Origin of the sequence: Siminovitchia sp. FSL W7-1587, assembly GCF_037963795.1 — a bacterium.
Taxonomy (GTDB): Bacteria; Bacillota; Bacilli; order Bacillales; family Bacillaceae_C; genus Siminovitchia; species Siminovitchia thermophila.
On sequence record NZ_CP150169.1, the window covers coordinates 4,397,993 to 4,418,527 of the forward strand.

Here is a 20,535-nt window from a genome sequence, read left to right on the forward strand (position 1 = left end):
GTCCATTACTTGCTTAATATCTGTCATGTTATACGTATATTTGCGACAAAAGTTTCATTCCCTTCTATTATAAGGAATAACGTGCAGCATTGAAAGCGGGAAACATGTAGATTTTTAGATGGCCTTCCAAATAAAAAGAGGATTTTTTCAACCTTTCACGAAAAGGTAACATGATAGATCGCTTAAAAAGGAGGCTTTAAGCATGAACAACAAAGATGTCGTGATTGTCAGTGCCGTCCGCACGGCAATTGGAAGTTTTAACGGAGCGTTGAAAAATGTTTCGGCGCCTGAATTGGGGGCAGCAACAATTAAAGAAGCAATAAACAGAGCCGGAGTAAAACCAGAAGATGTTGATGAAGTCATTATGGGGAATGTACTGCAAGCAGGATTGGGGCAAAATCCGGCACGACAAGCTGCGATGAAGGCGGGCATTCCTGAAAATGTTTCTTCCATGACGATTAATAAAGTATGCGGCTCGGGCTTGAAAGCTATTCATTTGGCTGCCCAAGCGATCATAGCCGGTGAAGCGGATATTGTTGTGGCTGGCGGCATGGAGAACATGTCACAAGCTCCTTATTTACTAAAAAACGCAAGAGATGGATTCAAAATGGGGGATCAAAAGCTGATCGACAGCTTGACGAGCGATGGTTTGACCTGCGTGTTCAACAATTATCATATGGGGGTTACAGCCGAAAACTTATGCGACAAATATGACATTACACGTGAGGAACAAGATGAGTTTGCGGCATTAAGCCAGGAGAAAGCTTCAAGAGCCATTGAGGAAGGGAAGTTCAAAGAAGAGATTGTACCCGTTATGGTTCCGCAACGAAGAGGAGAGCCGGTCGCTTTTGATACGGACGAATATCCGCGAAAAGGAACAACCGTTGAAACGCTTGGCAAATTAAGGCCTGCTTTTAAGAAAGATGGAAGCGTTACCGCAGGGAATTCTTCCGGAATTAATGACGGAGCAGCTTCCGTTGTTGTCATGTCTAGGGAAAAAGCCGAGCAGCTTGGGATGGAGCCGCTAGTAACGATCAAGGCAAACGCCAATGCGGCCGTTGATCCGAGCATTATGGGGATTGGACCTGTATCGGCTGTGAAAAAAGCTTTGCAAAAAGCGGGGTTAGCCATGGAAGATATTCATTTGATCGAGGCGAATGAGGCATTTGCCGCCCAGTCGCTGGCTGTCGACAGGGAGCTGCGGTTTGATCGCTCTATCTTGAATGTTAACGGGGGAGCCATTGCCCTTGGCCATCCAATCGGAGCGAGCGGGGCAAGAATTCTTGTAACGTTGATCCATGAAATGAAAAGAAGGGGAGCCGAAAGAGGGCTGGCCACACTTTGCATTGGCGGCGGCCAAGGAGTAGCCACGGTTGTTGAATTGGAAGCACAAAAATAACAACAAAGGAGGACAGAATGACATGAAGAAGATTTTTACATCATTTCGGGACGCTGTGGACGAAATTACGGATGGTTCAACATTGATGGTTGGAGGGTTTGGCCTGTGCGGAATCCCCGAAAATCTTATTTTGGCCCTTGTGGAAAAAGGAGCGAAAGATTTAACGGTTATCTCCAATAACTGCGGAGTCGATGACTGGGGGCTTGGGCTTCTCTTGCAAAATAAACAAATAAAAAAAATTTTCGGCTCTTATGTGGGAGAGAATAAAGAATTTGAGCGCCAGGTGTTGGCTGGTGAAATTGAGGTGGAATTGACACCGCAGGGAACGCTTGCAGAAAAAATTCGTGCGGGTGGTGCGGGCATCCCGGCTTTTTATACGCCTGCAGGCGTCGGCACTCCGGTAGCGGAAGGAAAAGAAGTCAGGATATTTAATGGAAAGGAGTATGTATTGGAAGAAGCGTTAACGGCAGACTTCAGTCTCGTCAGTGCTTGGAAAGGAGACAAGATGGGAAATCTTGTTTACCGAAAAACAGCACGCAATTTCAATCCGATGATTGCCGCTGCGGGCAAAGTAACGATTGCTGAAGTCGAAACGCTCGTTGACATAGGCGATCTCGATCCCGATTGTATTCATACACCTGGCATTTACGTACAAGGCATTATCCAAGGAAGCCTTGAAAAGCGGATTGAAAGAAGAACGATCAGAGCATAAGGAGAAGGAGGAATACGTGATGAGCAAAGCTGCCATTCGGGAGCAGATTGCCAAAAGGGCAGAAAAAGAAATTCAAAACGGTTTTTACGTGAATCTCGGCATCGGTATGCCTACGTTGGTTGCCAATTATATATCTGAAAATAAACAAGTCGTGTTGCAATCGGAAAATGGTTTGCTCGGAATTGGCCCTTATCCGACAGAAGATGAGGTGGATGCTGACTTAATCAATGCCGGGAAAGAAACAGTGACAGCCATTCCAGGTGCAGCTTATTTTGACAGTGCCGAATCATTTGCGATGATTCGGGGCGGACATGTGGATATTGCTATTTTGGGTGGAATGGAAGTGTCAAAAAATGGCGACTTGGCCAACTGGATGATCCCTGGAAAAATGATCAAAGGGATGGGCGGAGCCATGGACTTGGTTCATGGAGCCGGAAAAACGATTGTCATCATGGAGCATGTCAATAGAAACGGCGAACCGAAAATTTTAAATGAATGTTCCCTGCCTTTAACAGGCAAGCAGGTCGTCGACCGGATCATTACCGACCGGGCGGTGATAGATGTAACGAAATCCGGATTAGTACTTAAAGAAGTGGCCAAGGGATATTCAATAGAGGATGTAAAAGCATCAACCGAGCCGGAATTGCAAGTAGATCCGGATGTTACGATGAGTGCATATTAAAGAGCAAAATAAAGACGGCTTGTTCCTCTCGCGGAAATCAAGCCGTCTCATGTTTAGGTCTATGGATCTTTCTCTCAGAAACTATGATTTTTTGTCGAAATCATCTTGCTGAAAGGTTTTGGATTTTTTATTAAGGAAGCGGCGAATTTCATCCGGGGTTATATTTAGTCGCTTTGCTTCCATCAGAAGCGTTACCCATTCGCTATCGAGCTTTTGGCTATTTTTCTGTCTGTTTTGTGCTTCTCTCATGAAAGACCCCCTATACAACTCTATTTCCCCATAACGTTCATTATAGGGAACGGAACGTTCTTTATAAAGTGACGAAATGGAGAGGAAAAGGACGTAATTGCTTAATAGAGAACGAAAATTAGACAAAACACGTCATATTTAGCATTTTTCCATGTTTTTAGTATGAAAAGCATTCGAGAAAAAAGGATATTTGGAGGAAAGCAGGAAATCCGGGCAGAGAGGAAGCTTTGGTCATCGACCATGCATGAGCGCCATTTTTCACGATGCAACGGAACTATTGGCGCGTCATCAAGACAAAAACACCCGGCACTCACGACCGGGCGTTATTTATTTCTCATTTTCCATTTATTAAATTCTAAAAACTCGCGGAACTCTTCTTTAGAAACTCCGGAGGCCATTGCTTCACGGACAAGTTCTTCCCAATCTGGGTCGAGTGCACAGTGACCATTTTTTGCTTCTCCGTGGAGCAAAAAATGAACTGGGATATCAAGAACTGATGAAATTTTTTCCAATATCTGAATAGATGGATTGGATTGGATACTCCGTTCAATGGAGCTTAAGTAAGATTTGGCAATACCAGCTCTTTCTGCCATTTCAGATAATGACATTTTCTTTTGTGTGCGATATTGTTTGATTCTTTGGCCAATCATATGCGGTCACCTACTCAAAGGCCATTATACCATATATGTAATGTCGATGAATAGAGCCAATCTTTCAACGAATCATTTTATATAGGTGTCGCCTTCTTCCGTAAAACTTTTGTATTGCTTTCAGGTCAATTCCGGCATTCAATAGAAGCAGTTAAAGTTCCACCATTCTTATCGGGTCTTGCCAATAATAAGGAATAAAAAAATTGATAAAACAATATCAATATATATTAAAAATGATTACTTTTGGATCCGGATTTTTGAGATTTATATCCTTATATTACATGAACCTTCATAAGTGGGAGCTTACGGTCAGGAAAAACAGTAGATGTAGTTATCCCGATCTTTTTCGCTCCCATTTTTAAATAAAAGCCTTCTGCTTTAGGTTCACTATGAAGAGTAAATTCGCTTATCCCTAATGCTTTCGCTTTGTTTAATAAATCTTCCCACATAAACCTTCCCAATCCCTTACCTATATAAGCGGGATCAATGAATAACGCTTCTAATTTCCGGTCATGTATAGAGAAGCTATAAAATGCTACTAAATTGTTATCGTTTTCCAGTAAATAAACAGGATTTTTTTCTATATACTCTTTCGTAATAGTCAAATCATCTTTACATTTTTGTAGGAATTCTTCAGAATATCCCCAGTAAGCTTTTGATCTATAAGCTAAATGATAAATGACTTAATAAATTACTATCTTGGCATTTTGCTTTTCTAATGAACACCTTAGATATTAACGGTGGCTGGAATACCGATTGTTTTTCGTTAATATGGAGAGGATGCCCATTTCTTCATTTGATAAGGGACGTGCGTTTACAGCCCGGGCATTATCCCGTACTTGTTCAATGCTGCTGGCGCCGACTACAACAGCGGCTACTGATGAATTGGATAAGTTAAATTGAAGAGCCAATTCATTGAGCGTCCTGTCGGAACGACTTAACAGCTTCGCTTTTACACTTTCATAGAATTCATACAGCTCCTGCGCAGAATAGTTGAGGTATTCCAGTTCTTCGAATTGCTCTTCTCTTAATTCGAGCATTTTATCACTCAACATGCCTTTTGCGACAGATCCTCGTGTGACAACACTGACATCATTTTCTGTCAGAAACGGCATCAATTCTTCCGGACGCCGGTCTAAGAGATTGTATTGCATCATGATGCTGTCGATGGCGGAACGATTTACGTACTCCCGAATGACATTTGGCCGAATGGAGGAAATGCCGTAAAATCGGATGAGTCCTTCGGCTTTTAATTCCTCAAAAGCTTCGATTGTTTCATCAATGGGGTCTTCTATTGTTCCGCCATGCAATTGGTACAGGTCGATATAATCGGTTTTCAGACGCCGCAGGCTGTTTTTGACAGCCTCTTTTATATACTTTTTAGATGGATCCCAGCGCCAGCCGTCTTTTTGCTCGTTCCATCGATTACCGACTTTCGTGGCGATGATGACTTCGTCGCGGAAGGGAGCAAGTATTTTTCCGACCATTTCCTCATTGACGCCATAATCGTATAAATCGGCTGTATCGAAATAATTTACACCTTCCTCAATGGCGGCCTCAATGATCCCGGCTGCCTTCACTTCGTCTGTCCCGAGTGACATGCAGCCGAGGCCCATTTTTGACACCCATAAATTGGATTTTCCAAGTTTCCGTTTCTCCATACACATCCCGCCTTTCTATTCAGCATCTATTGTAACGAAATGCGGTATGCCTATTCAATCAATGTGCAGGAGTCCAGCCAATCCTTCAAAAACTGATGCTTCCTAGCGTATTTCTTCAAAAGAGCTTGAATTTCCCAAGCTTTTCCTGATAATACGATCCGTTTTTCTCCAATGATCACTCTCACGGCAATCCCTCCCTGGTGTATGGTAAAATATATGAGAATCCAGAAAAGAAATAGAACAGGGAGCTGAGAAAGTTGAAAAAATTTGAAGAAAAAACAATCCGTTCACAGCCAATTTTTCAAGGAAACATCATAAGTGTTCAGGTGGACGAGGTTGCGCTTCCTGATGGAAATACATCAACACGTGAAATAGTGCGCCACCCAGGTGCAGTAGGCGTTATAGCGGTGACGGAAGATAAAAAAATAGTTATGGTTGAACAATATCGGAAGGCGCTCGAAAGATCTCTTCTAGAAATACCGGCGGGAAAGTTGGAGCCGGGTGAAGATCCGGCTGTAACGGCTGAAAGGGAATTGGAAGAAGAAACGGGATACCGGGCAGGACAAATGAAATATATTACTTCATTTTATACATCACCTGGTTTTGCCGATGAAGTGATCCATCTTTATTATGCAGAGCACTTGGAGAAAGTGGAGAATCCTTTAAATGGGGACGATGATGAATTTGTAGAATTATTTGAAGTAACCTTGGATGAAGCTTTACAGTATATTCATGATAAGCGCATTTACGATGCCAAAACTGTTTTTGCTGTCCAATTCATGGAGCTTTTGGGACAAAAACAATGATGAAGGATTATTTTGCCGACCTGCATATACATATCGGAAGAACGTATACAGGCAAACCGGTGAAAATTACGGCAGCCAAAAACTTAACTTTGACCAACATTTTAAAGGCGGCCCGCTTTCCAAAAGGATTGGATATTGTCGGAGTCATAGATTGCCACTCACCCGAAGTAATAGAAGAAATGACCATGCTTTTGAACGCCAATGAACTGGTAGAATTGAAAGAGGGCGGCTTTCGGTTTCAAGAAGATGTGACCCTGATCCCTGGTACTGAAATGGAACTGTTGGATGAAAAATGCAGCGGTCCGATTCATGTTCTTGCCTATTTTCCCACATTGCAGTCGTTGACGGACTTTTCTGCTTGGCTTTCCGAACGGGTAACAAATATTCAACTAAGCACACAACGCGTATATGAGAGTGCTGTGACCGTTCAAGAGACTGTGCGCTCCCTCGGCGGGCTGTTTATTCCCGCCCATGTGTTCACCCCATTCAAAAGCTTATATGGAAAAGGGGTGAAACAATCTTTAACAGAAGTATTTGCACCGAATCAAATTGATGCAATGGAACTCGGGCTAAGTTCCGATACCGCGATGGCTGATCAAATGAACGAACTGCATCACTATGTTTTCCTCTCCAATTCGGATGCCCATTCCCTCCCGAAAATGGCAAGAGAGTATCAAAAAGTGCGTTTGGCATCACCGACGTTCCGGTCCATTCAAAAAATGATGCATCGACTTGATGGGCATCATATTGTTGAAAATTACGGGCTAAATCCTTTTCTTGGCAAATATTATCGAACGGCATGTGCCAAATGCTTCACAGTAAAGGAAGGGGATACTTGCAGCGAATGCGGGTCGAAAAAGTTTACAAAAGGTGTTTCGGAAAGGATTGCTGAGTTGGCGAAAGGCGGTACGCCTCCAACACGCCCCCCTTATATTCATCAAGTGCCGCTTGACTTTTTACCGGGGCTTGGCCCAAAAACAAAGGAAACATTATATCATCACTTCGGCTCTGAAATGAACATATTGCATCGTGTGACAAGAGAAGATTTACAGGCAGTCATCAAGCCACAACTTTCAGATCTCATTCTACAAGCAAGAAAGGGCGGGCTTGAGCTCGAAGCAGGTGGTGGAGGGCGGTACGGAAAAGTTGCCAAGCGGTGATTTTCCAATCTTTTCACAAAGAGAAAACTGTTGCCATTGAGTCATATGCTGTGGTCCCCATTCATAAGATGTAACAATCGTAGAACGGGGGGAAGCAGCAAATGCGGAAACGGTTTTCTTCTAATTTTATCACGCGTCATGTACAATTCTACTTTTCTATTTACTGTTTTATTATGGTTTTGTTTGTGATGGGCATCATTTTCGGTGCCATCATCGTGAACAGTTTGTCCGTCGCGCAAAAAGAAGATTTGTTTTATTACTTGAATCAGTTTTTTGGACAAGTTGCCGATGGAAAGATCGGCAAGTCAGAAGAGCTGTTAAAAATCAGTTTTTTTCATAATGTGAAATTTGTCGGACTAATGTGGTTGCTCGGCATTTCTATCATCGGATTCCCTTTAATATTAATTTTGCTCTTTTTAAAAGGGGTGACTATCGGTTTTTCAGTAGGTTTTCTTGTCCATCAAATGGGTTGGAATGGACTATTGTTGGCTTTTGTAACACTGCTGCCGCAAAACTTGCTTATCATCCCTGTTTATATTTTTATCGGGGCGATATCAATTGCATTTTCAATTAAGTTAATCAGAAAAATATTTGTCAGGCAGGGATTTTCCTATCGGATCGTTCCTGAATTTGCCCGTTATTTTATGTCGTATATAGCTGTGGTTGCTGTTATCACAGTGGCTGCGAGCATCGAAGCCTATGCTGCACCGGTGTTGATGAAGTCCATTTTAGCCTCGCTTCAAGGATAGCATTCTCAATGAATCCGGCCTCCATTTTATAATGATTTTAATTTGATTATTAGCCTTTGTCTGCTATAATATAAAAGACAGTGGCGAGGGAGGATACATAAGATGGAAAGTCGGATCGAAAGAATAAAAAAACAACTACATTCCGCAAGCTATAAGCTTACTCCCCAGCGTGAAGCCACGGTAAGGGTGCTGCTTGAACATGAAGACGATCACTTGAGCGCGGAAGATGTTTATCTTCTGGTCAAAGAAAAATCGCCGGAAATAGGCCTTGCTACGGTATATAGGACGCTGGAGCTTCTTACGGAATTAAAAGTAGTGGATAAAATTAATTTTGGAGACGGGGTTTCCCGTTATGATTTACGGCAAGAGGGAGCTGATCACTTCCACCACCACCTCATCTGTATTGAGTGTGGGACAGTCGACGAAATCCAGGAAGATTTGCTTGGAGATGTGGAAAAAGTCGTCGAGCATGACTGGAATTTTAAAATTAAAGACCATCGCTTGACTTTTCACGGGATTTGCTGGCGCTGTCAAGGAAAACCAGATCCTAAAAAAGCCAATGATAAACGTGATAAAGAATAGTAACGCCTTTTTCCGGAACAGGAGGAAAAGGCGTTTTTTGTTGCCCATTGATGCTTTTCCCAACCGTGCAGGTATAAATGGGGACAAGATATGCATATCATGGTAATACGGAATAATTTGAATAAAAGATATAAAGGTTGGGTTTCAAATGGGGAACTTTTTCAAGATGATCTTTAGTACCATTAGAGTGTTTTTATTATTTGCTGCGTGCACGATTTTATTTTATTATGGTATGATTTTGATAAGCCAGGAATATGAGAATTACCGCCGTTATGACGAACCGGAGGGAACGGCCATCAAGGTGATTCAGCAAGGCGGGGAAGAAAAAAACGGCTGGTTTTCCCGTCTCATGCTTTTTTACTTAAATGGGGAGTAGGGAACATGAAAGATGAACTTCAAGATTTTATCCACTTTATGGTTGTAGAAAAGGGATTGGCAGACAATACGATAAAATCTTATGAACGTGATTTGGAAAGCTATCTTCATTATATTCAAAGTGTGTTAAGGCTGAAACAGTATAATGATATTACCAGAATGCATATTATCCAATTTCTGGGCCAACTAAAGGGAGAAGGAAAATCAACGCGAACATTGGCAAGGCATATCGCCTCCATTCGCTCCTTCCATCAATTTTTGCTTCGAGAACGGATTGCAGAGCGCGATCCTACTATTCATATCGAATCGCCGCAGCAGGAGAAAGTACTGCCGAAGGTTCTGTCCATCACTGAAGTGCAAACGATGTTGGAAGCACCGGATTCGACAACCGTATTTGGCATGCGTGACCGGGCCATGCTGGAGCTTTTGTATGGAACCGGTTTAAGGGTAACCGAGCTGCTGAACTTGGATTTGGATGATGTTCATTTGACGATTGGATTTGTTCGCTGCGTCGGGAAGGGCAATAAGGAAAGAATCATTCCGATCGGTTCCGCCGCGATTGAGGCAGTGGAAACATACTTGCGAAACGCGAGACCAAAGTTGCGGAAAAAATACAAAACGAACGCCTTATTTTTAAACCATCATGGAAAACGGATGTCAAGGCAAGGATTTTGGAAAAACGTAAAAAAAATAGCCGCGGAGGCAAACATCAAAAAAGAACTCACTCCGCATACTTTCAGGCACTCCTTTGCCACTCACTTGCTGGAAAACGGCGCCGATCTAAGGGCCGTCCAAGAAATGCTTGGCCATGCGGACATATCCACTACTCAAATTTATACACATGTATCAAAAAAGAGATTAAAAGATATGTATGCAAAATACCACCCCCGCGCTTAAGTATGCTTATGCTATAGGCAAAAGTGGTTTTTTGATGTTCCTGAGCGGGTATAATACTGTTACATACAACATTTGAATTCAGGGAGGCCCAAGGAATGTCATATAAAAGAATTCATATTATTGTTTTAGATTCTGTAGGGATAGGAGAAGCACCGGATGCAAAAGAGTTCGGAGATATGGGGGCAGACACGCTCGGACATATCGCCGAAAATATGAACGGTTTACATATGCCCAACATGGGCAGGCTTGGCCTCTCCAATATAAAGGAAATCAAAGGAATTGAGAAGGCTGATCCGCCCCTTGCCTACTATACGAAAATGCGGGAAGCTTCGATGGGAAAGGATACGATGACAGGGCATTGGGAATTAATGGGCTTAATTACGAGCCATCCGTTTAAAGTATTTCCTAACGGATTTCCGGAGCTATTGATCACCAAATTGGAGCAAGCGTCAGGCAGGTCCATTATCGGCAATATTCCGGCAAGCGGAACGGAAATCATTGAAAGGCTTGGCCCGGAACATATGAAAACCGGGGCCTTGATCGTTTACACATCGGCTGATTCTGTTTTGCAAATTGCCGCCCATGAAGAGGTGGTCCCGCTTGAAGAGTTGTATAATATATGTAAAAAGGCGCGAGAAATCACTTTGGCGGACGAGTTTAAAGTAGGGCGTGTGATTGCCCGGCCCTTTATTGGAGCACCCGGTCATTTTCAAAGAACTGCCAACCGTCATGATTATGCTTTAAAGCCGTTCAAGCCAACTGTCTTGAATCACTTGCGTGATGCCGGATTCGACGTGATTGCCATTGGAAAAATACATGATATTTACGATGGGGAAGGAATAACCGAGTCATTCCGGTCAACTTCCAACATGGAAGGGGTCGACACGCTGATTCAAACAATGCAAAGAGACTTTAACGGGATCAGCTTTATCAATCTGGTTGACTTTGATGCCAAATACGGACACAGACGTGATCCACAAGGATACGCAAAAGCGCTCGAACAGTTTGATGAACGGCTTCCGGAAATCATTGAAAGATTAAAAGACGATGATTTATTGATCATTACAGCGGATCATGGTAATGACCCGACACATCATGGGACCGACCATACAAGAGAATATGTTCCGCTATTAGTGTATTCAAAAAGGTTTAAAAGAGGGGGAGAACTGCCAATCCGCAAATCTTTCGCTGATGTCGGCGCAACAGTTGCCGCCAATTTCCGGTTAAAATGGACCGGTGCCGGAGACAGTTTTTTAGACTTGTTAATCGAGGACCCTCTCTAATCACGAAATGATCTTATCATCAGGTGGAAGAAAACCTATCTCTTCCACCTGATTTTTTATTTATACGGTCCTTCCAGGCAGAACGATGGAAAACCGGTCACCGGGTTGTGAAAGCGTGACCGGAGACTGTAGCTGTATAAATTGGCGGATTTTTCGGCCTTTGGATTCTCTTCCTCTTCTATCGAAATGTAATGCCCCCCATAATGACAGCAATGTGCTTCTTTTCCTCCAATCATGGAAGTCTTCACAGCGCCAGATCGTTTCATTTTCCTAAACAAGATCTCGGGAATAAAGGTAAGCCAGGGAACCCTGTACCTCATACAGTAGTCTGTGCACTATGCCAGTAGTTGAATGCTTCTCGGGTGATAAGCATACTTCATTCTTTTTTATAAAACATCGTATAAAAAAACTCTTCCAGGAGAGAATGGGGATAGTTGGTAAACTTTCCCGTTTTTAAAAGAATAATTGGAGGGGTTAGGATGAAGAGGTTCGCCGTTTTATTCTTATCTTTATTGCTACTCGCCACAGCTTTTATATTCAAGCCCGTATCGGCAGAAGAGAAAAAAACTGAACTCTCGGATGATTCGAAATCAGCCATTTTAATTGAGCGTGATACAGGAGCTGTTTTATATGAGAAAAATAGCAGAGAAAAATTGCCGCCCGCATCAATGACGAAGGTGATGACGATGCTGTTAGTCATGGAGGCGCTTGACAGCGGACAGCTCAAGCTTGACGAAAAAATCAGGACGAGCGAGTATGCTGCATCTATGGGGGGATCACAAATCTTTCTTGAGGCTGGTGAAGAGATGACAGTCAAGGAGCTGTTACTCGGTGTCGCCATTGCCTCCGCAAATGATGCCTCTGTTGCACTTGCCGAACGAATAGCGGGAAGTGAAGAAGCTTTCGTAGAGAAAATGAACAAGCGCGCAGCGGAATTGGGGTTGAAAGATACCAAATTTCAAAATACGACAGGATTGACAGCGAAAGATCATTACAGCACCGCACATGACATGGCCATCATGGCAAAAGAATTGTTAAAGCATGAAGAAATCACAGATTTTACGAAGTTGTATGAATCGTATTTACGGGAGGATACAGATAAAAAATTCTGGCTTGTCAATACGAATAAACTCGTCCGCTTTTATCCCGGTGTGGACGGATTAAAAACCGGCTTTACGAGCGACGCGAAGTATTGCCTTACAGCCACTGCGAAAAAAGACGGGATGCGTGTCATTGCTGTCGTATTTGGAGCACCGACATCCAAAAGCAGAAATACCCAGATTACAAAAATGCTTGACTATGCTTTTTCACAATATGCTTCCCACTCCCTTTATCCAAAGGATGAAGTGCTTGGAAAAGCAAAAATCAGCAAAGGTTCGTTGAAGGAAGTCAATGCCAAAACCGCAGAACCCATTTCCATTTTGACGAAAAAAGATGAGGAAGCTAAAGATTTTCAAACGAAAGTAAAACTGCATAAAAACCTCAAGGCTCCATTAAGAAAAGGTGACGAAGTCGGAGAAATCATTATTGAAAAAAACGGAAAGCAATTGCTGTCCGCTCCGCTTGTCGCTGAAAAAAACGTGGAAAAAGCAAATTGGTGGCAGTTATATAAACGGTCTTTCGGATTATTTACACAATCAAAATAACGATATTTGAGATACTTTAGCGAATTACTTCTAGTTTTGTCACGAGGAAGGAATCCGGAACATAAAGGTAGAATTGACTCACTATTGACATTTAAGGAGGCTGTGCATAGTGGGTTTGACAATGGAAATGGAAGTAAAACAAGACGTCTTGTGCATTCGTCTATCCGGGGAGCTGGATCATCACACCGCGGAAATGCTGCGAGAAAAAATCAGTATGGAAATGGAAAAGAATGACATCTTACATCTCGTTTTAAACCTCGAAAAGCTTACTTTTATGGATAGTTCAGGGCTTGGGGTCATCCTGGGCCGATATAAGCAAATCAAATTAAAAAAAGGAGAAATGGTTGTTTGCTCTATTTCTCCGCCGGTAAAGAGATTGTTTGAATTGTCCGGTCTTTTTAAAATTGTCCGTTTTGAATCTTCAGAGCAATTTGCACTTGAAAGATTGGGGGTTGCTTAACAATGAGGAACGAGATGAAAATTCAGTTTAGTGCACTAAGCCAAAATGAATCATTTGCGAGAGTGACTGTCGCCGCCTTTATTGCTCAACTGGATCCGACAATGGATGAATTGACGGAGATCAAAACAGTCGTGTCAGAGGCTGTTACAAATGCCATCATCCATGGCTACGAACAAAACCCGGCCGGAATTGTTTATATTTCGGCAGCCATAGAGGATGGAAAGGTGGATTTGGTCATACGGGATAACGGTGTCGGCATTCGAGACATTGATGAAGCCAGACAGCCATTGTTTACAACGAAGCCGGAAATGGAAAGATCCGGAATGGGATTTACCATCATGGAGAATTTTGTGGATCACCTGGAAATTGAATCACACCCTGGTACAGGCACAACCATTCGCTTAATCAAGTATGTAACGAAAAATAAAGCGTTATGCAACTAAGGAGCCGCGCCTATGGATGTGGAGCTTAAAAAAAATGCAAATGCCCCTTTTTTAACTGACGAGGAAGTAAAAGAATATATTAAAAGAAGCCAGGCTGGCGACCAAGAAGCGAGAGAGTTGCTTGTTGAAAAAAACATGCGGCTTGTATGGTCAGTCGTCCAACGCTTTCTAAATCGAGGGTATGAACCGGATGATTTATTTCAAATTGGCAGCATCGGGCTTTTAAAATCAGTTGACAAATTCGACCTTTCTTATGATGTGAAATTTTCAACGTATGCTGTTCCAATGATTATCGGGGAAATTCAGCGCTTTATTCGCGATGACGGGACAGTGAAGGTAAGCAGGTCATTAAAAGAATTAAGCAATAAGATCAGAAAAACGAAAGATGAGCTTGCCAAGAAAAATGGAAAAGTCGCAACCGTATCCGAAATCGCAGATCATCTCGGTGTAACGGTCGAAGATATCATCATGGCGCAAGACGCCGGACGATCTCCCGCCTCTATCCATGAAACCGTTTATGAAAACGACGGCGACCCCATTACACTGATGGACCAGCTGTCTGACCAGGCTGATCATAAGTGGTTCGATAAAATTGCTCTTGAGGAAGCGATTCGAGGCCTGGATGAACGAGAACGGCTGATTGTCTATTTAAGATACTATAAGGACCAAACCCAATCAGAAGTGGCCAAACGATTGGACATTTCGCAAGTGCAAGTTTCCCGTCTTGAAAAAAAAATATTGGAGCAAATGAAAGAGCGTATGGAGCCGACGTAATCCATGCGCTCTTTTTTTATTGTTCACTTCAAATGCATGAACATGTCAGTTTTGCAGATAATAAATGACACAATATGCAGTTTCGGGAAGTGGGAAAATGGAGGATACGATATACATTCAAATGAAGCACCGAGTGGAAATGGTAGAGGAACGGCCCATCAGGCTTTACGATATTGCCAACATCATTGCTCCGGAACAGATGCTGAAAGCGCTGTATGCGCTGGAGTTGTATGTGAAAACAGATAGGGAAGGAAAATTTGTTGTGATTGACGCTTTAATGATTATTGAAAAGATCGGCGGCCACTTTCCACAGAGTAATATTCAAACAGTCGGACCCGAGGAAACGATTGTCGAATTTGTACAAAAGTCAAAGAGAGCCAACTTTCTTTTATTCATCGTTGTTTGGCTGCTTTTGTTTATCGGTTCGGGACTTACCATTATGAACTTCCATGAAGAAACAAGCATGCAGGAGATTCATCAAAAGCTGTATTGGATGTTGACCGGAATAGAAAATGACAGACCGTATTTACTGCAGGTTCCCTATTCAATTGGACTGGGAGTAGGAATGATCCTCTTTTTTAATCATTTATTCAAAAAGAGACTTAATGAGGAGCCGAGCCCGCTGGAAATCGAAATGTTTAACTATCAGCAAGATTTGGACAAGTACGTAATCGTTCATGAAAAGAAAGAAAGTGCAGAGCGGCTTGACGATCGTTAGTGCTTTATGCACCATTTTTGTCGGCCTGGCTGGCGGGCTTGCCGTGGGAATTGGTTTTGTTGCTTTTTTAACCGTGCTGGGGATTATTCCGAGGTTAACCCAACTGACAAAGACAGGACACCAAATTCAGGCTTATGAATGGGCAGTCATTATCAGTGTGGTCGTCTCCTCTTTGTTCGACTTGCGAAACGGGTCTATCAAGCTGTATTCAAGCCTGTTAATTCCAGTCGGCTTGGCGAATGGATTGTTTATTGGAATGCTTGCTGCCGCACTTACGGAAGTCTTAAATGTTCTGCCGATCTTGTCAAAACGGATCGGCATGAAAGGAAAGTTGATCTTATTATTAATGGCCCTTGTTTTTGGTAAAATGGCAGGCTCTTTGTTTCAATGGCTCTATTTTGTAGAGTTTGAATAATCGAGTTAAAAAAGGAGCTTATTGTATGGGTGAAAATAAAGCAGAAAAGCGATTTAGAGAAATTCCGGCTGATTTGAAACGATTGGAACAGTACTTTAAAGACAGGGTGGGTCTGGGAACAAGCTTCGACATTGGACACAGAAAACTCGTTATATTAAAAAGCGAAATCCATATCTATTATGTCAATGGGCTGTGTGACACTCAATTTATCGTTGAATTATTAAAAGAGCTCGTTAATTTGAATGAGAAGGAAAAACCGTCCGAAAGCTTGCCAGAAATCATTGAAAACCGGCTTGTCCACGAATCTGTCGAACATGTAAAAACGTTTGATGAATTGGTGGATCAAGTACTGTCAGGGTTGGTCGGGATTGTCATTGAAGGCGAAAAACAAGCGATGATTGTAGATGTTCGGAGCTATCCGGGAAGGGAGCCGGAGGAGCCTGACACGGAAAAAGTAGTACGGGGATCAAGAGATGGTTATGTAGAAAACATGATCGTTAACACGGCATTGACCCGCAGGAGAATCCGTGATGAAAGGCTCCGTTTTGAGATGATTAAAGTGGGGGAAAGATCCAAAACAGATGTTGCGATCGGGTATATAGACGGAGTCGCGAATCCCCAGCTTGTTGATACAGTGAAAAAGGAATTGAACAACATTCATATTGACGGAATATCGATGGCGGACAAAACGGTTGAAGAGTTTCTGCTGAAACAGGGTTATAATCCCTACCCACTCGTCCGCTATACGGAAAGGGCAGATGTCGGCTCCATTCATTTACTGGAGGGGCATGTCCTGATTTTCATTGATACATCTCCAAGTGTGATGATTGCGCCTGCGACATTTATTCATCATATGCAGCATGCAGAAGAGTACCGGCAATCGCCGGCTGTGGGGACATTTGTCAGGTGGACGAGGTTTCTTGGCATATGGGTATCCATTTTTTTGCTGCCACTATGGTTTTTATATGCCATGGAACCGTCCTTGTTGCCGGAAAAACTGGCTTATATTGGGCCGAACAAGGAGTCTGATATACCTCTGATCATTCAAATCCTCATTGCCGATCTCGGGATTGAGTTTTTGCGAATTGCGGCCATCCATACCCCGACACCATTATCCACCGCCATGGGGTTAATTGCGGCCGTTCTGATTGGGCAAATTGCCGTGGATGTTGGTTTATTTCATTCTGAAGTCATCTTATATGTATCCATAGCCGCCATAGGGACATTTTCTACTCCCAGCTATGAATTGAGCGTCGCCAATAAAATTTTCCGGATGCTATTGCTCATTTGCGTGGCAATTTTCAAAGCACCCGGATTTATCGTGGGGGTGACCATTTATTTACTTTTTTTAATATCGTTGCGACCTTTAAATGCTCCTTATTTATGGCCGATTTTGCCTTTTAATCCCATCGCTCTCTTCCAAATTTTCATGCGGCGTCCAGTACCCGGAAGCTTATTGCGACCAAGCATTGTTCGACCGAGAAACAGGGTGCGGCAAAGGCCGGGTGAATCCGAAAAATAAATTGCAGTATGCTCTATATTATGGTAAAGTAATGCTTACTTATAGTATATAAGTCAATGTTTGACTTGAGAAGCAATCGGAAATAGTACCGATTGCTTTGTTCTTATACATGCACTAGTGGGGGGAAGACATCATGCAATTAAGTGGAACGGCCACGATCAATCGTAAAGGGCATCTGGAAATCGGTGGTTGCGATACCGTAAAGCTTGCAGAAAAATATGGTACGCCATTATATGTGTACGACGTTGCTTTAATTAGAAAAAGGGCCAGAGCTTTTCAATATATGTTTGAAAAATTGGGCGTAAAACACCAAGTAGCATACGCAAGCAAAGCCTTCTCATCGGTAGCCATGCTGCAGCTCGTTCATGAAGAGGGCCTGTCACTGGATGTTGTTTCGGGCGGTGAACTATATACAGCGATCGTCGCGAATTTTCCGGCCGAAAAAATTCATTTTCACGGGAATAACAAAAGTGAAGAAGAACTGAAAATGGCGCTTGACCATCAGATCGGCTGCATTGTCGTTGACAACTTCCATGAACTTCATATGCTTCATCATCTTTGCCAACTGAAAAACCAGAAGGTAAATATTTTGTTGCGGGTTACACCGGGAATTGAAGCCCATACGCATGACTATATTTCAACAGGGCAAGAAGATTCGAAATTCGGATTCGATTTACAAAATGGGCAGTCTGAAACCGCTGTGGCCCTAGCGTTGGAAAGCAAATTCCTCAATTTGCTCGGTTTCCATTGCCACATCGGTTCACAAATTTTTGAAACAACAGGATTTTTATTGGCGGCAAGGAAAATTTTAGGAAAAGTCAATGAATGGAAAGACATATACCAGTTTACTCCCGAAGTTCTCAATCTTGGCGGCGGCTTTGGGATTCGTTATACGGATGAGGATAAACCGTTGCCACCTGAACAGTATGTGGAAGAAATGATTCTGGAGGTTAAACGGGAAACGAAGAGATTGGCACTGCCAATGCCGGAAATTTGGATTGAGCCGGGACGTTCCCTCGTTGGAGATGCTGGAACAACACTTTATTCAATCGGCTCCCGCAAGGAAGTTCCTGACATTCGAAAATATGTGGCTGTTGATGGCGGGATGAACGACAATATCAGGCCGGCACTTTATGGCGCCAAATATGATGCCATTATGGCAAACCGTGCGGACGAAAAACCAAAAGAGGTCGTGTCCATTGCAGGCAAATGCTGTGAAACGGGAGACATGCTGATTTGGGATTTGCCGCTCCCAGAAACGGAAACAAATGATTTATTGGCGGTATTCTGTACCGGTGCGTACTGTTATTCGATGGCTAGCAACTATAATCGTATTCCAAGACCTCCCGTCGTGTTTGTTGAAAACGGAACAAGCCGCTTGATTATAAAGCGTGAGACTTATGACGATCTTGTCCGGTTGGATATTCCTTATAGCGAAAAAACGACGATCTAAATGATTCCCTCAATAGGTAAAAGTTTGCGATAAATGGAAAAAGCCGCTACAATGAACTTTGTTGATTCTTATGCCGTTATCCATATTTATGAGTATGATGAAGGTAGGAGTGTCCGTTCATGCGCAAGCAAAATATAATCTTATTCCTTTTTATGTTCGGTTTGGCGTTTGCATGGGGATTGTTCTATTGGTTTGTAATTGTGCCGAACAAATGACAATATTCTGTACGGAAAAAAGACTAATGAGGGATTAATGATGTTAATTCGCTACAAAAAAGGTTATGAAAAAATAGCAATGGGCCTTCTTTCGTTTATGCCCAATGAAAAAGATTTAAAAAAGCTGCAGCAAACGATGAAACAATACGAAGGCGATGACAAATGGCAGCTTTATCTTTGGAAGGAAGAAGATATAACTGGACTCATCGGGGTTGTTATTGACGACGACATCATTGAAGTGCAGCACATTTCTGTTAACCCATCCCACCGATGTCAAGGAATTGGCAAAAATATGGTAAGGTCTTTAAAACAATTGCATGAACAGAAAAAGGTCGTTCCCAATGAGCATACATCCTCTTTTTTTGAAAAATGCGGTATCGCGGACGAAGAAGAGTCTGGGACATAAGCAAATACGAAATAGCAAAAGCCGAACAATTCATTTATAATTGTTCGGTTTATTTGTGTTAAAAAATCTCTATCATCGCTACGTCAAATATTTCGCTTTCCGCGGGCACGGCTTCAGCTTCCTCGGAAAGCAAAGATCGCTTTCCTGCGGGATCTTCAGCTCGAGCTATTCCCGAAGGAGTCTACATATGTTGACTACGCTAAAAGCTTGCGTATTATACATTAGGACAACTTATCCCGCATGTAAGGCGCCGTAATACTCCCACTTCAAGATCTTGAGTGAATACAAAAGGTCCAAGTGGGAGAAAACGGCACCCAAATGCTCGATTGGTTCAACTAACATTCAGTAGGAGGTGGAAGAAAACGCCTACTGAATGAAGTTTCACTTTATTGTTCGTTTTTTCATCAGCTGATTTAGTTGTGTCACAGTCTCTTTGTTTATGGTAAGCTAGGGCTCCAAAAGCTTCTAGCGAGGCGGTAAAAAGCTAAATGGTTGGCTCGTTATTAAACCGTCCGCTTATTGCTTTGGTTGTATAACGGTCTTTTTTTCATGTGTTTTTGCCAGGTGTTTATGAACAATTCCTTCGTCCCAAACGTCATCCAACCGCCCCCAGCTAGAGCCGTGCCTTCGCACTCGCTCTTTGCAGATGACCAATAATTCCGCATCTTGTATCGGCAAGTCAATAGCGGTATATAATCGCGACTTTTTCATATGTTTCAAGCTTTTTTGCAGTATTTCCATCAGTTGAGAATAGTTTATCCCCAAAGCATGCAGCTCGCTCCTTTTTTTACTCAAGCTTTCCAGCGCCCTGGTCAACAATTTAACCGCACCCCGCATGTTCCCCCTGCGGTAGTGGTAAAGGCTGGCGGCAACTTGAATAAGACCGACCCAAATGGAACTTCGCTCCATCCCGCTTTTCTTCCAATGTTCCTCCAATACTTCATGGCATTCAAAATAATCTCTGTCACCATGAAAATGACATAAAAATTGTATATATGAGAAAGGATAAATCAATCTCAAAGCCCCTTTCGCTTTTTCGCGCATTTCAAGATAAGTATATCATATGTAAATTACCACCCGAATTTACTTACTTCTTAACCGAAAAATATTGTATGATTAAAGATAAAGTGAAACTTCATTTCTTGGTATGCCTTTCCCAAGAAATGTTAGCTGAACCAATCGGGCATTTAGGTGCCGTTTTCTCCCACTTAAACCTTTTGTATCAACTCAGAACTTGAAGTAGGAGTATTACGGCACCTTACGTGCGGGATAAAGTAC

24 protein-coding genes and 1 pseudogene are annotated in these 20,535 nt (G+C 42.6%); 19 read left to right on the forward strand and 6 right to left on the reverse strand.

What is annotated here, in order from left to right:
- Positions 1-202 precede the first annotated feature (202 nt).
- From NST31_RS20670 to NST31_RS20680, 3 genes are read left to right on the forward strand one after another with little or no spacing between them, the layout of a single operon-like run.
- Positions 203-1,399: an acetyl-CoA C-acetyltransferase gene (locus NST31_RS20670; RefSeq protein ID WP_339162999.1), complete on the forward strand. Its 1,197-nt coding sequence runs from the start codon at positions 203-205 to the stop codon at positions 1,397-1,399.
- A gap of 22 nt (positions 1,400-1,421) precedes the next feature.
- Positions 1,422-2,111 carry a CoA transferase subunit A gene (locus tag NST31_RS20675; RefSeq protein WP_077113508.1) on the forward strand — a complete coding sequence of 230 codons (690 nt, stop codon included), beginning with the start codon at positions 1,422-1,424 and terminating at the stop codon, positions 2,109-2,111.
- Positions 2,112-2,130: 19 nt separating this feature from the next.
- On the forward strand, positions 2,131-2,793 hold the full coding sequence (locus NST31_RS20680) for a CoA transferase subunit B (RefSeq protein WP_339163001.1): 663 nt from the start codon (positions 2,131-2,133) through the stop codon (positions 2,791-2,793).
- 81 nt (positions 2,794-2,874) lie between these two features.
- On the opposite strand, the gene NST31_RS20685 is transcribed toward NST31_RS20680, so the two are convergent.
- The 5 genes and pseudogenes from NST31_RS20685 to mciZ all read right to left on the reverse strand — a co-directional run bounded on the left by NST31_RS20685 (position 2,875) and on the right by mciZ (position 5,538).
- Positions 2,875-3,042 (reverse strand): anti-repressor SinI family protein, encoded by a 168-nt coding sequence (locus NST31_RS20685; RefSeq protein ID WP_083717669.1) that lies wholly within the window; start codon positions 3,040-3,042, stop codon positions 2,875-2,877.
- 323 nt (positions 3,043-3,365) lie between these two features.
- The gene (locus NST31_RS20690; protein WP_077113251.1) at positions 3,366-3,692 is read right to left on the reverse strand and encodes a helix-turn-helix domain-containing protein; all 327 of its coding nucleotides are present in this window, start codon (positions 3,690-3,692) and stop codon (positions 3,366-3,368) included.
- A gap of 272 nt (positions 3,693-3,964) precedes the next feature.
- Positions 3,965-4,418: pseudogene (locus NST31_RS20695) on the reverse strand (GNAT family N-acetyltransferase).
- An 8-nt stretch (positions 4,419-4,426) separates the two neighbouring features.
- Complete coding sequence (locus tag NST31_RS20700; protein WP_339163003.1) at positions 4,427-5,353, reverse strand: aldo/keto reductase; 927 nt, start codon at positions 5,351-5,353, stop codon at positions 4,427-4,429.
- Between the two features lie 50 nt (positions 5,354-5,403).
- Positions 5,404-5,538, reverse strand: a complete 135-nt coding sequence (gene mciZ / locus NST31_RS20705; RefSeq protein ID WP_077113254.1) for a Z-ring formation inhibitor MciZ — start codon at positions 5,536-5,538, stop codon at positions 5,404-5,406.
- 72 nt (positions 5,539-5,610) lie between these two features.
- On the opposite strand from mciZ, the gene NST31_RS20710 reads away from it, so the two are divergent.
- From NST31_RS20710 to NST31_RS20785, 16 genes are all read left to right on the forward strand, one after another.
- Positions 5,611-6,159: an NUDIX hydrolase gene (locus tag NST31_RS20710; protein ID WP_077113255.1), complete on the forward strand. Its 549-nt coding sequence runs from the start codon at positions 5,611-5,613 to the stop codon at positions 6,157-6,159.
- Positions 6,159-7,319 carry an endonuclease Q family protein gene (locus NST31_RS20715; RefSeq protein WP_339165635.1) on the forward strand — a complete coding sequence of 387 codons (1,161 nt, stop codon included), beginning with the start codon at positions 6,159-6,161 and terminating at the stop codon, positions 7,317-7,319. Before NST31_RS20710 ends, NST31_RS20715 begins: the two co-directional genes overlap by 1 nt.
- Positions 7,320-7,420: 101 nt before the next feature.
- Positions 7,421-8,068, forward strand: a complete 648-nt coding sequence (gene spoIIM, locus NST31_RS20720) for a stage II sporulation protein M (RefSeq protein ID WP_077113256.1) — start codon at positions 7,421-7,423, stop codon at positions 8,066-8,068.
- Between the two features lie 102 nt (positions 8,069-8,170).
- A complete protein-coding gene (locus tag NST31_RS20725; protein WP_077113257.1) occupies positions 8,171-8,650 on the forward strand; it encodes a Fur family transcriptional regulator in 480 nt (159 codons plus the stop codon).
- 148 nt (positions 8,651-8,798) lie between these two features.
- Positions 8,799-9,026 (forward strand): YqzK family protein, encoded by a 228-nt coding sequence (locus NST31_RS20730; RefSeq protein WP_339163008.1) that lies wholly within the window; start codon positions 8,799-8,801, stop codon positions 9,024-9,026.
- A gap of 5 nt (positions 9,027-9,031) precedes the next feature.
- Positions 9,032-9,922 carry a site-specific tyrosine recombinase XerD gene (xerD, locus tag NST31_RS20735; RefSeq protein ID WP_077113259.1) on the forward strand — a complete coding sequence of 297 codons (891 nt, stop codon included), beginning with the start codon at positions 9,032-9,034 and terminating at the stop codon, positions 9,920-9,922.
- Between the two features lie 95 nt (positions 9,923-10,017).
- Positions 10,018-11,205 (forward strand): phosphopentomutase, encoded by a 1,188-nt coding sequence (gene deoB / locus NST31_RS20740; RefSeq protein ID WP_339163011.1) that lies wholly within the window; start codon positions 10,018-10,020, stop codon positions 11,203-11,205.
- Between the two features lie 479 nt (positions 11,206-11,684).
- Positions 11,685-12,851 (forward strand): D-alanyl-D-alanine carboxypeptidase family protein, encoded by a 1,167-nt coding sequence (locus tag NST31_RS20745; protein ID WP_077113261.1) that lies wholly within the window; start codon positions 11,685-11,687, stop codon positions 12,849-12,851.
- Positions 12,852-12,960: 109 nt separating this feature from the next.
- Positions 12,961-13,311, forward strand: a complete 351-nt coding sequence (spoIIAA, locus tag NST31_RS20750) for an anti-sigma F factor antagonist (RefSeq protein ID WP_077113262.1) — start codon at positions 12,961-12,963, stop codon at positions 13,309-13,311.
- A gap of 2 nt (positions 13,312-13,313) precedes the next feature.
- Positions 13,314-13,754: an anti-sigma F factor gene (gene spoIIAB, locus NST31_RS20755; RefSeq protein WP_077113263.1), complete on the forward strand. Its 441-nt coding sequence runs from the start codon at positions 13,314-13,316 to the stop codon at positions 13,752-13,754.
- Between the two features lie 12 nt (positions 13,755-13,766).
- A complete protein-coding gene (sigF, locus tag NST31_RS20760; RefSeq protein WP_077113264.1) occupies positions 13,767-14,528 on the forward strand; it encodes an RNA polymerase sporulation sigma factor SigF in 762 nt (253 codons plus the stop codon).
- A gap of 97 nt (positions 14,529-14,625) precedes the next feature.
- Positions 14,626-15,246: a stage V sporulation protein AA gene (locus tag NST31_RS20765; protein WP_339163013.1), complete on the forward strand. Its 621-nt coding sequence runs from the start codon at positions 14,626-14,628 to the stop codon at positions 15,244-15,246.
- The gene (locus NST31_RS20770; protein WP_339163015.1) at positions 15,233-15,661 is read left to right on the forward strand and encodes a stage V sporulation protein AB; all 429 of its coding nucleotides are present in this window, start codon (positions 15,233-15,235) and stop codon (positions 15,659-15,661) included. Before NST31_RS20765 ends, NST31_RS20770 begins: the two co-directional genes overlap by 14 nt.
- Before the next feature lie 25 nt (positions 15,662-15,686).
- Positions 15,687-17,183, forward strand: coding sequence for a spore germination protein (locus NST31_RS20775; protein WP_077113267.1), 1,497 nt, complete (start codon positions 15,687-15,689; stop codon positions 17,181-17,183).
- A gap of 133 nt (positions 17,184-17,316) precedes the next feature.
- Positions 17,317-18,636 carry a diaminopimelate decarboxylase gene (lysA, locus tag NST31_RS20780; protein WP_077113268.1) on the forward strand — a complete coding sequence of 440 codons (1,320 nt, stop codon included), beginning with the start codon at positions 17,317-17,319 and terminating at the stop codon, positions 18,634-18,636.
- 255 nt (positions 18,637-18,891) lie between these two features.
- A complete protein-coding gene (locus NST31_RS20785) occupies positions 18,892-19,257 on the forward strand; it encodes a GNAT family N-acetyltransferase (protein ID WP_077113269.1) in 366 nt (121 codons plus the stop codon).
- A gap of 516 nt (positions 19,258-19,773) precedes the next feature.
- Here NST31_RS20785 and NST31_RS20790 read toward each other — a convergent pair.
- Positions 19,774-20,271: a DUF309 domain-containing protein gene (locus NST31_RS20790; protein WP_171973989.1), complete on the reverse strand. Its 498-nt coding sequence runs from the start codon at positions 20,269-20,271 to the stop codon at positions 19,774-19,776.
- Between the last annotated feature and the right edge of the window lie 264 nt (positions 20,272-20,535).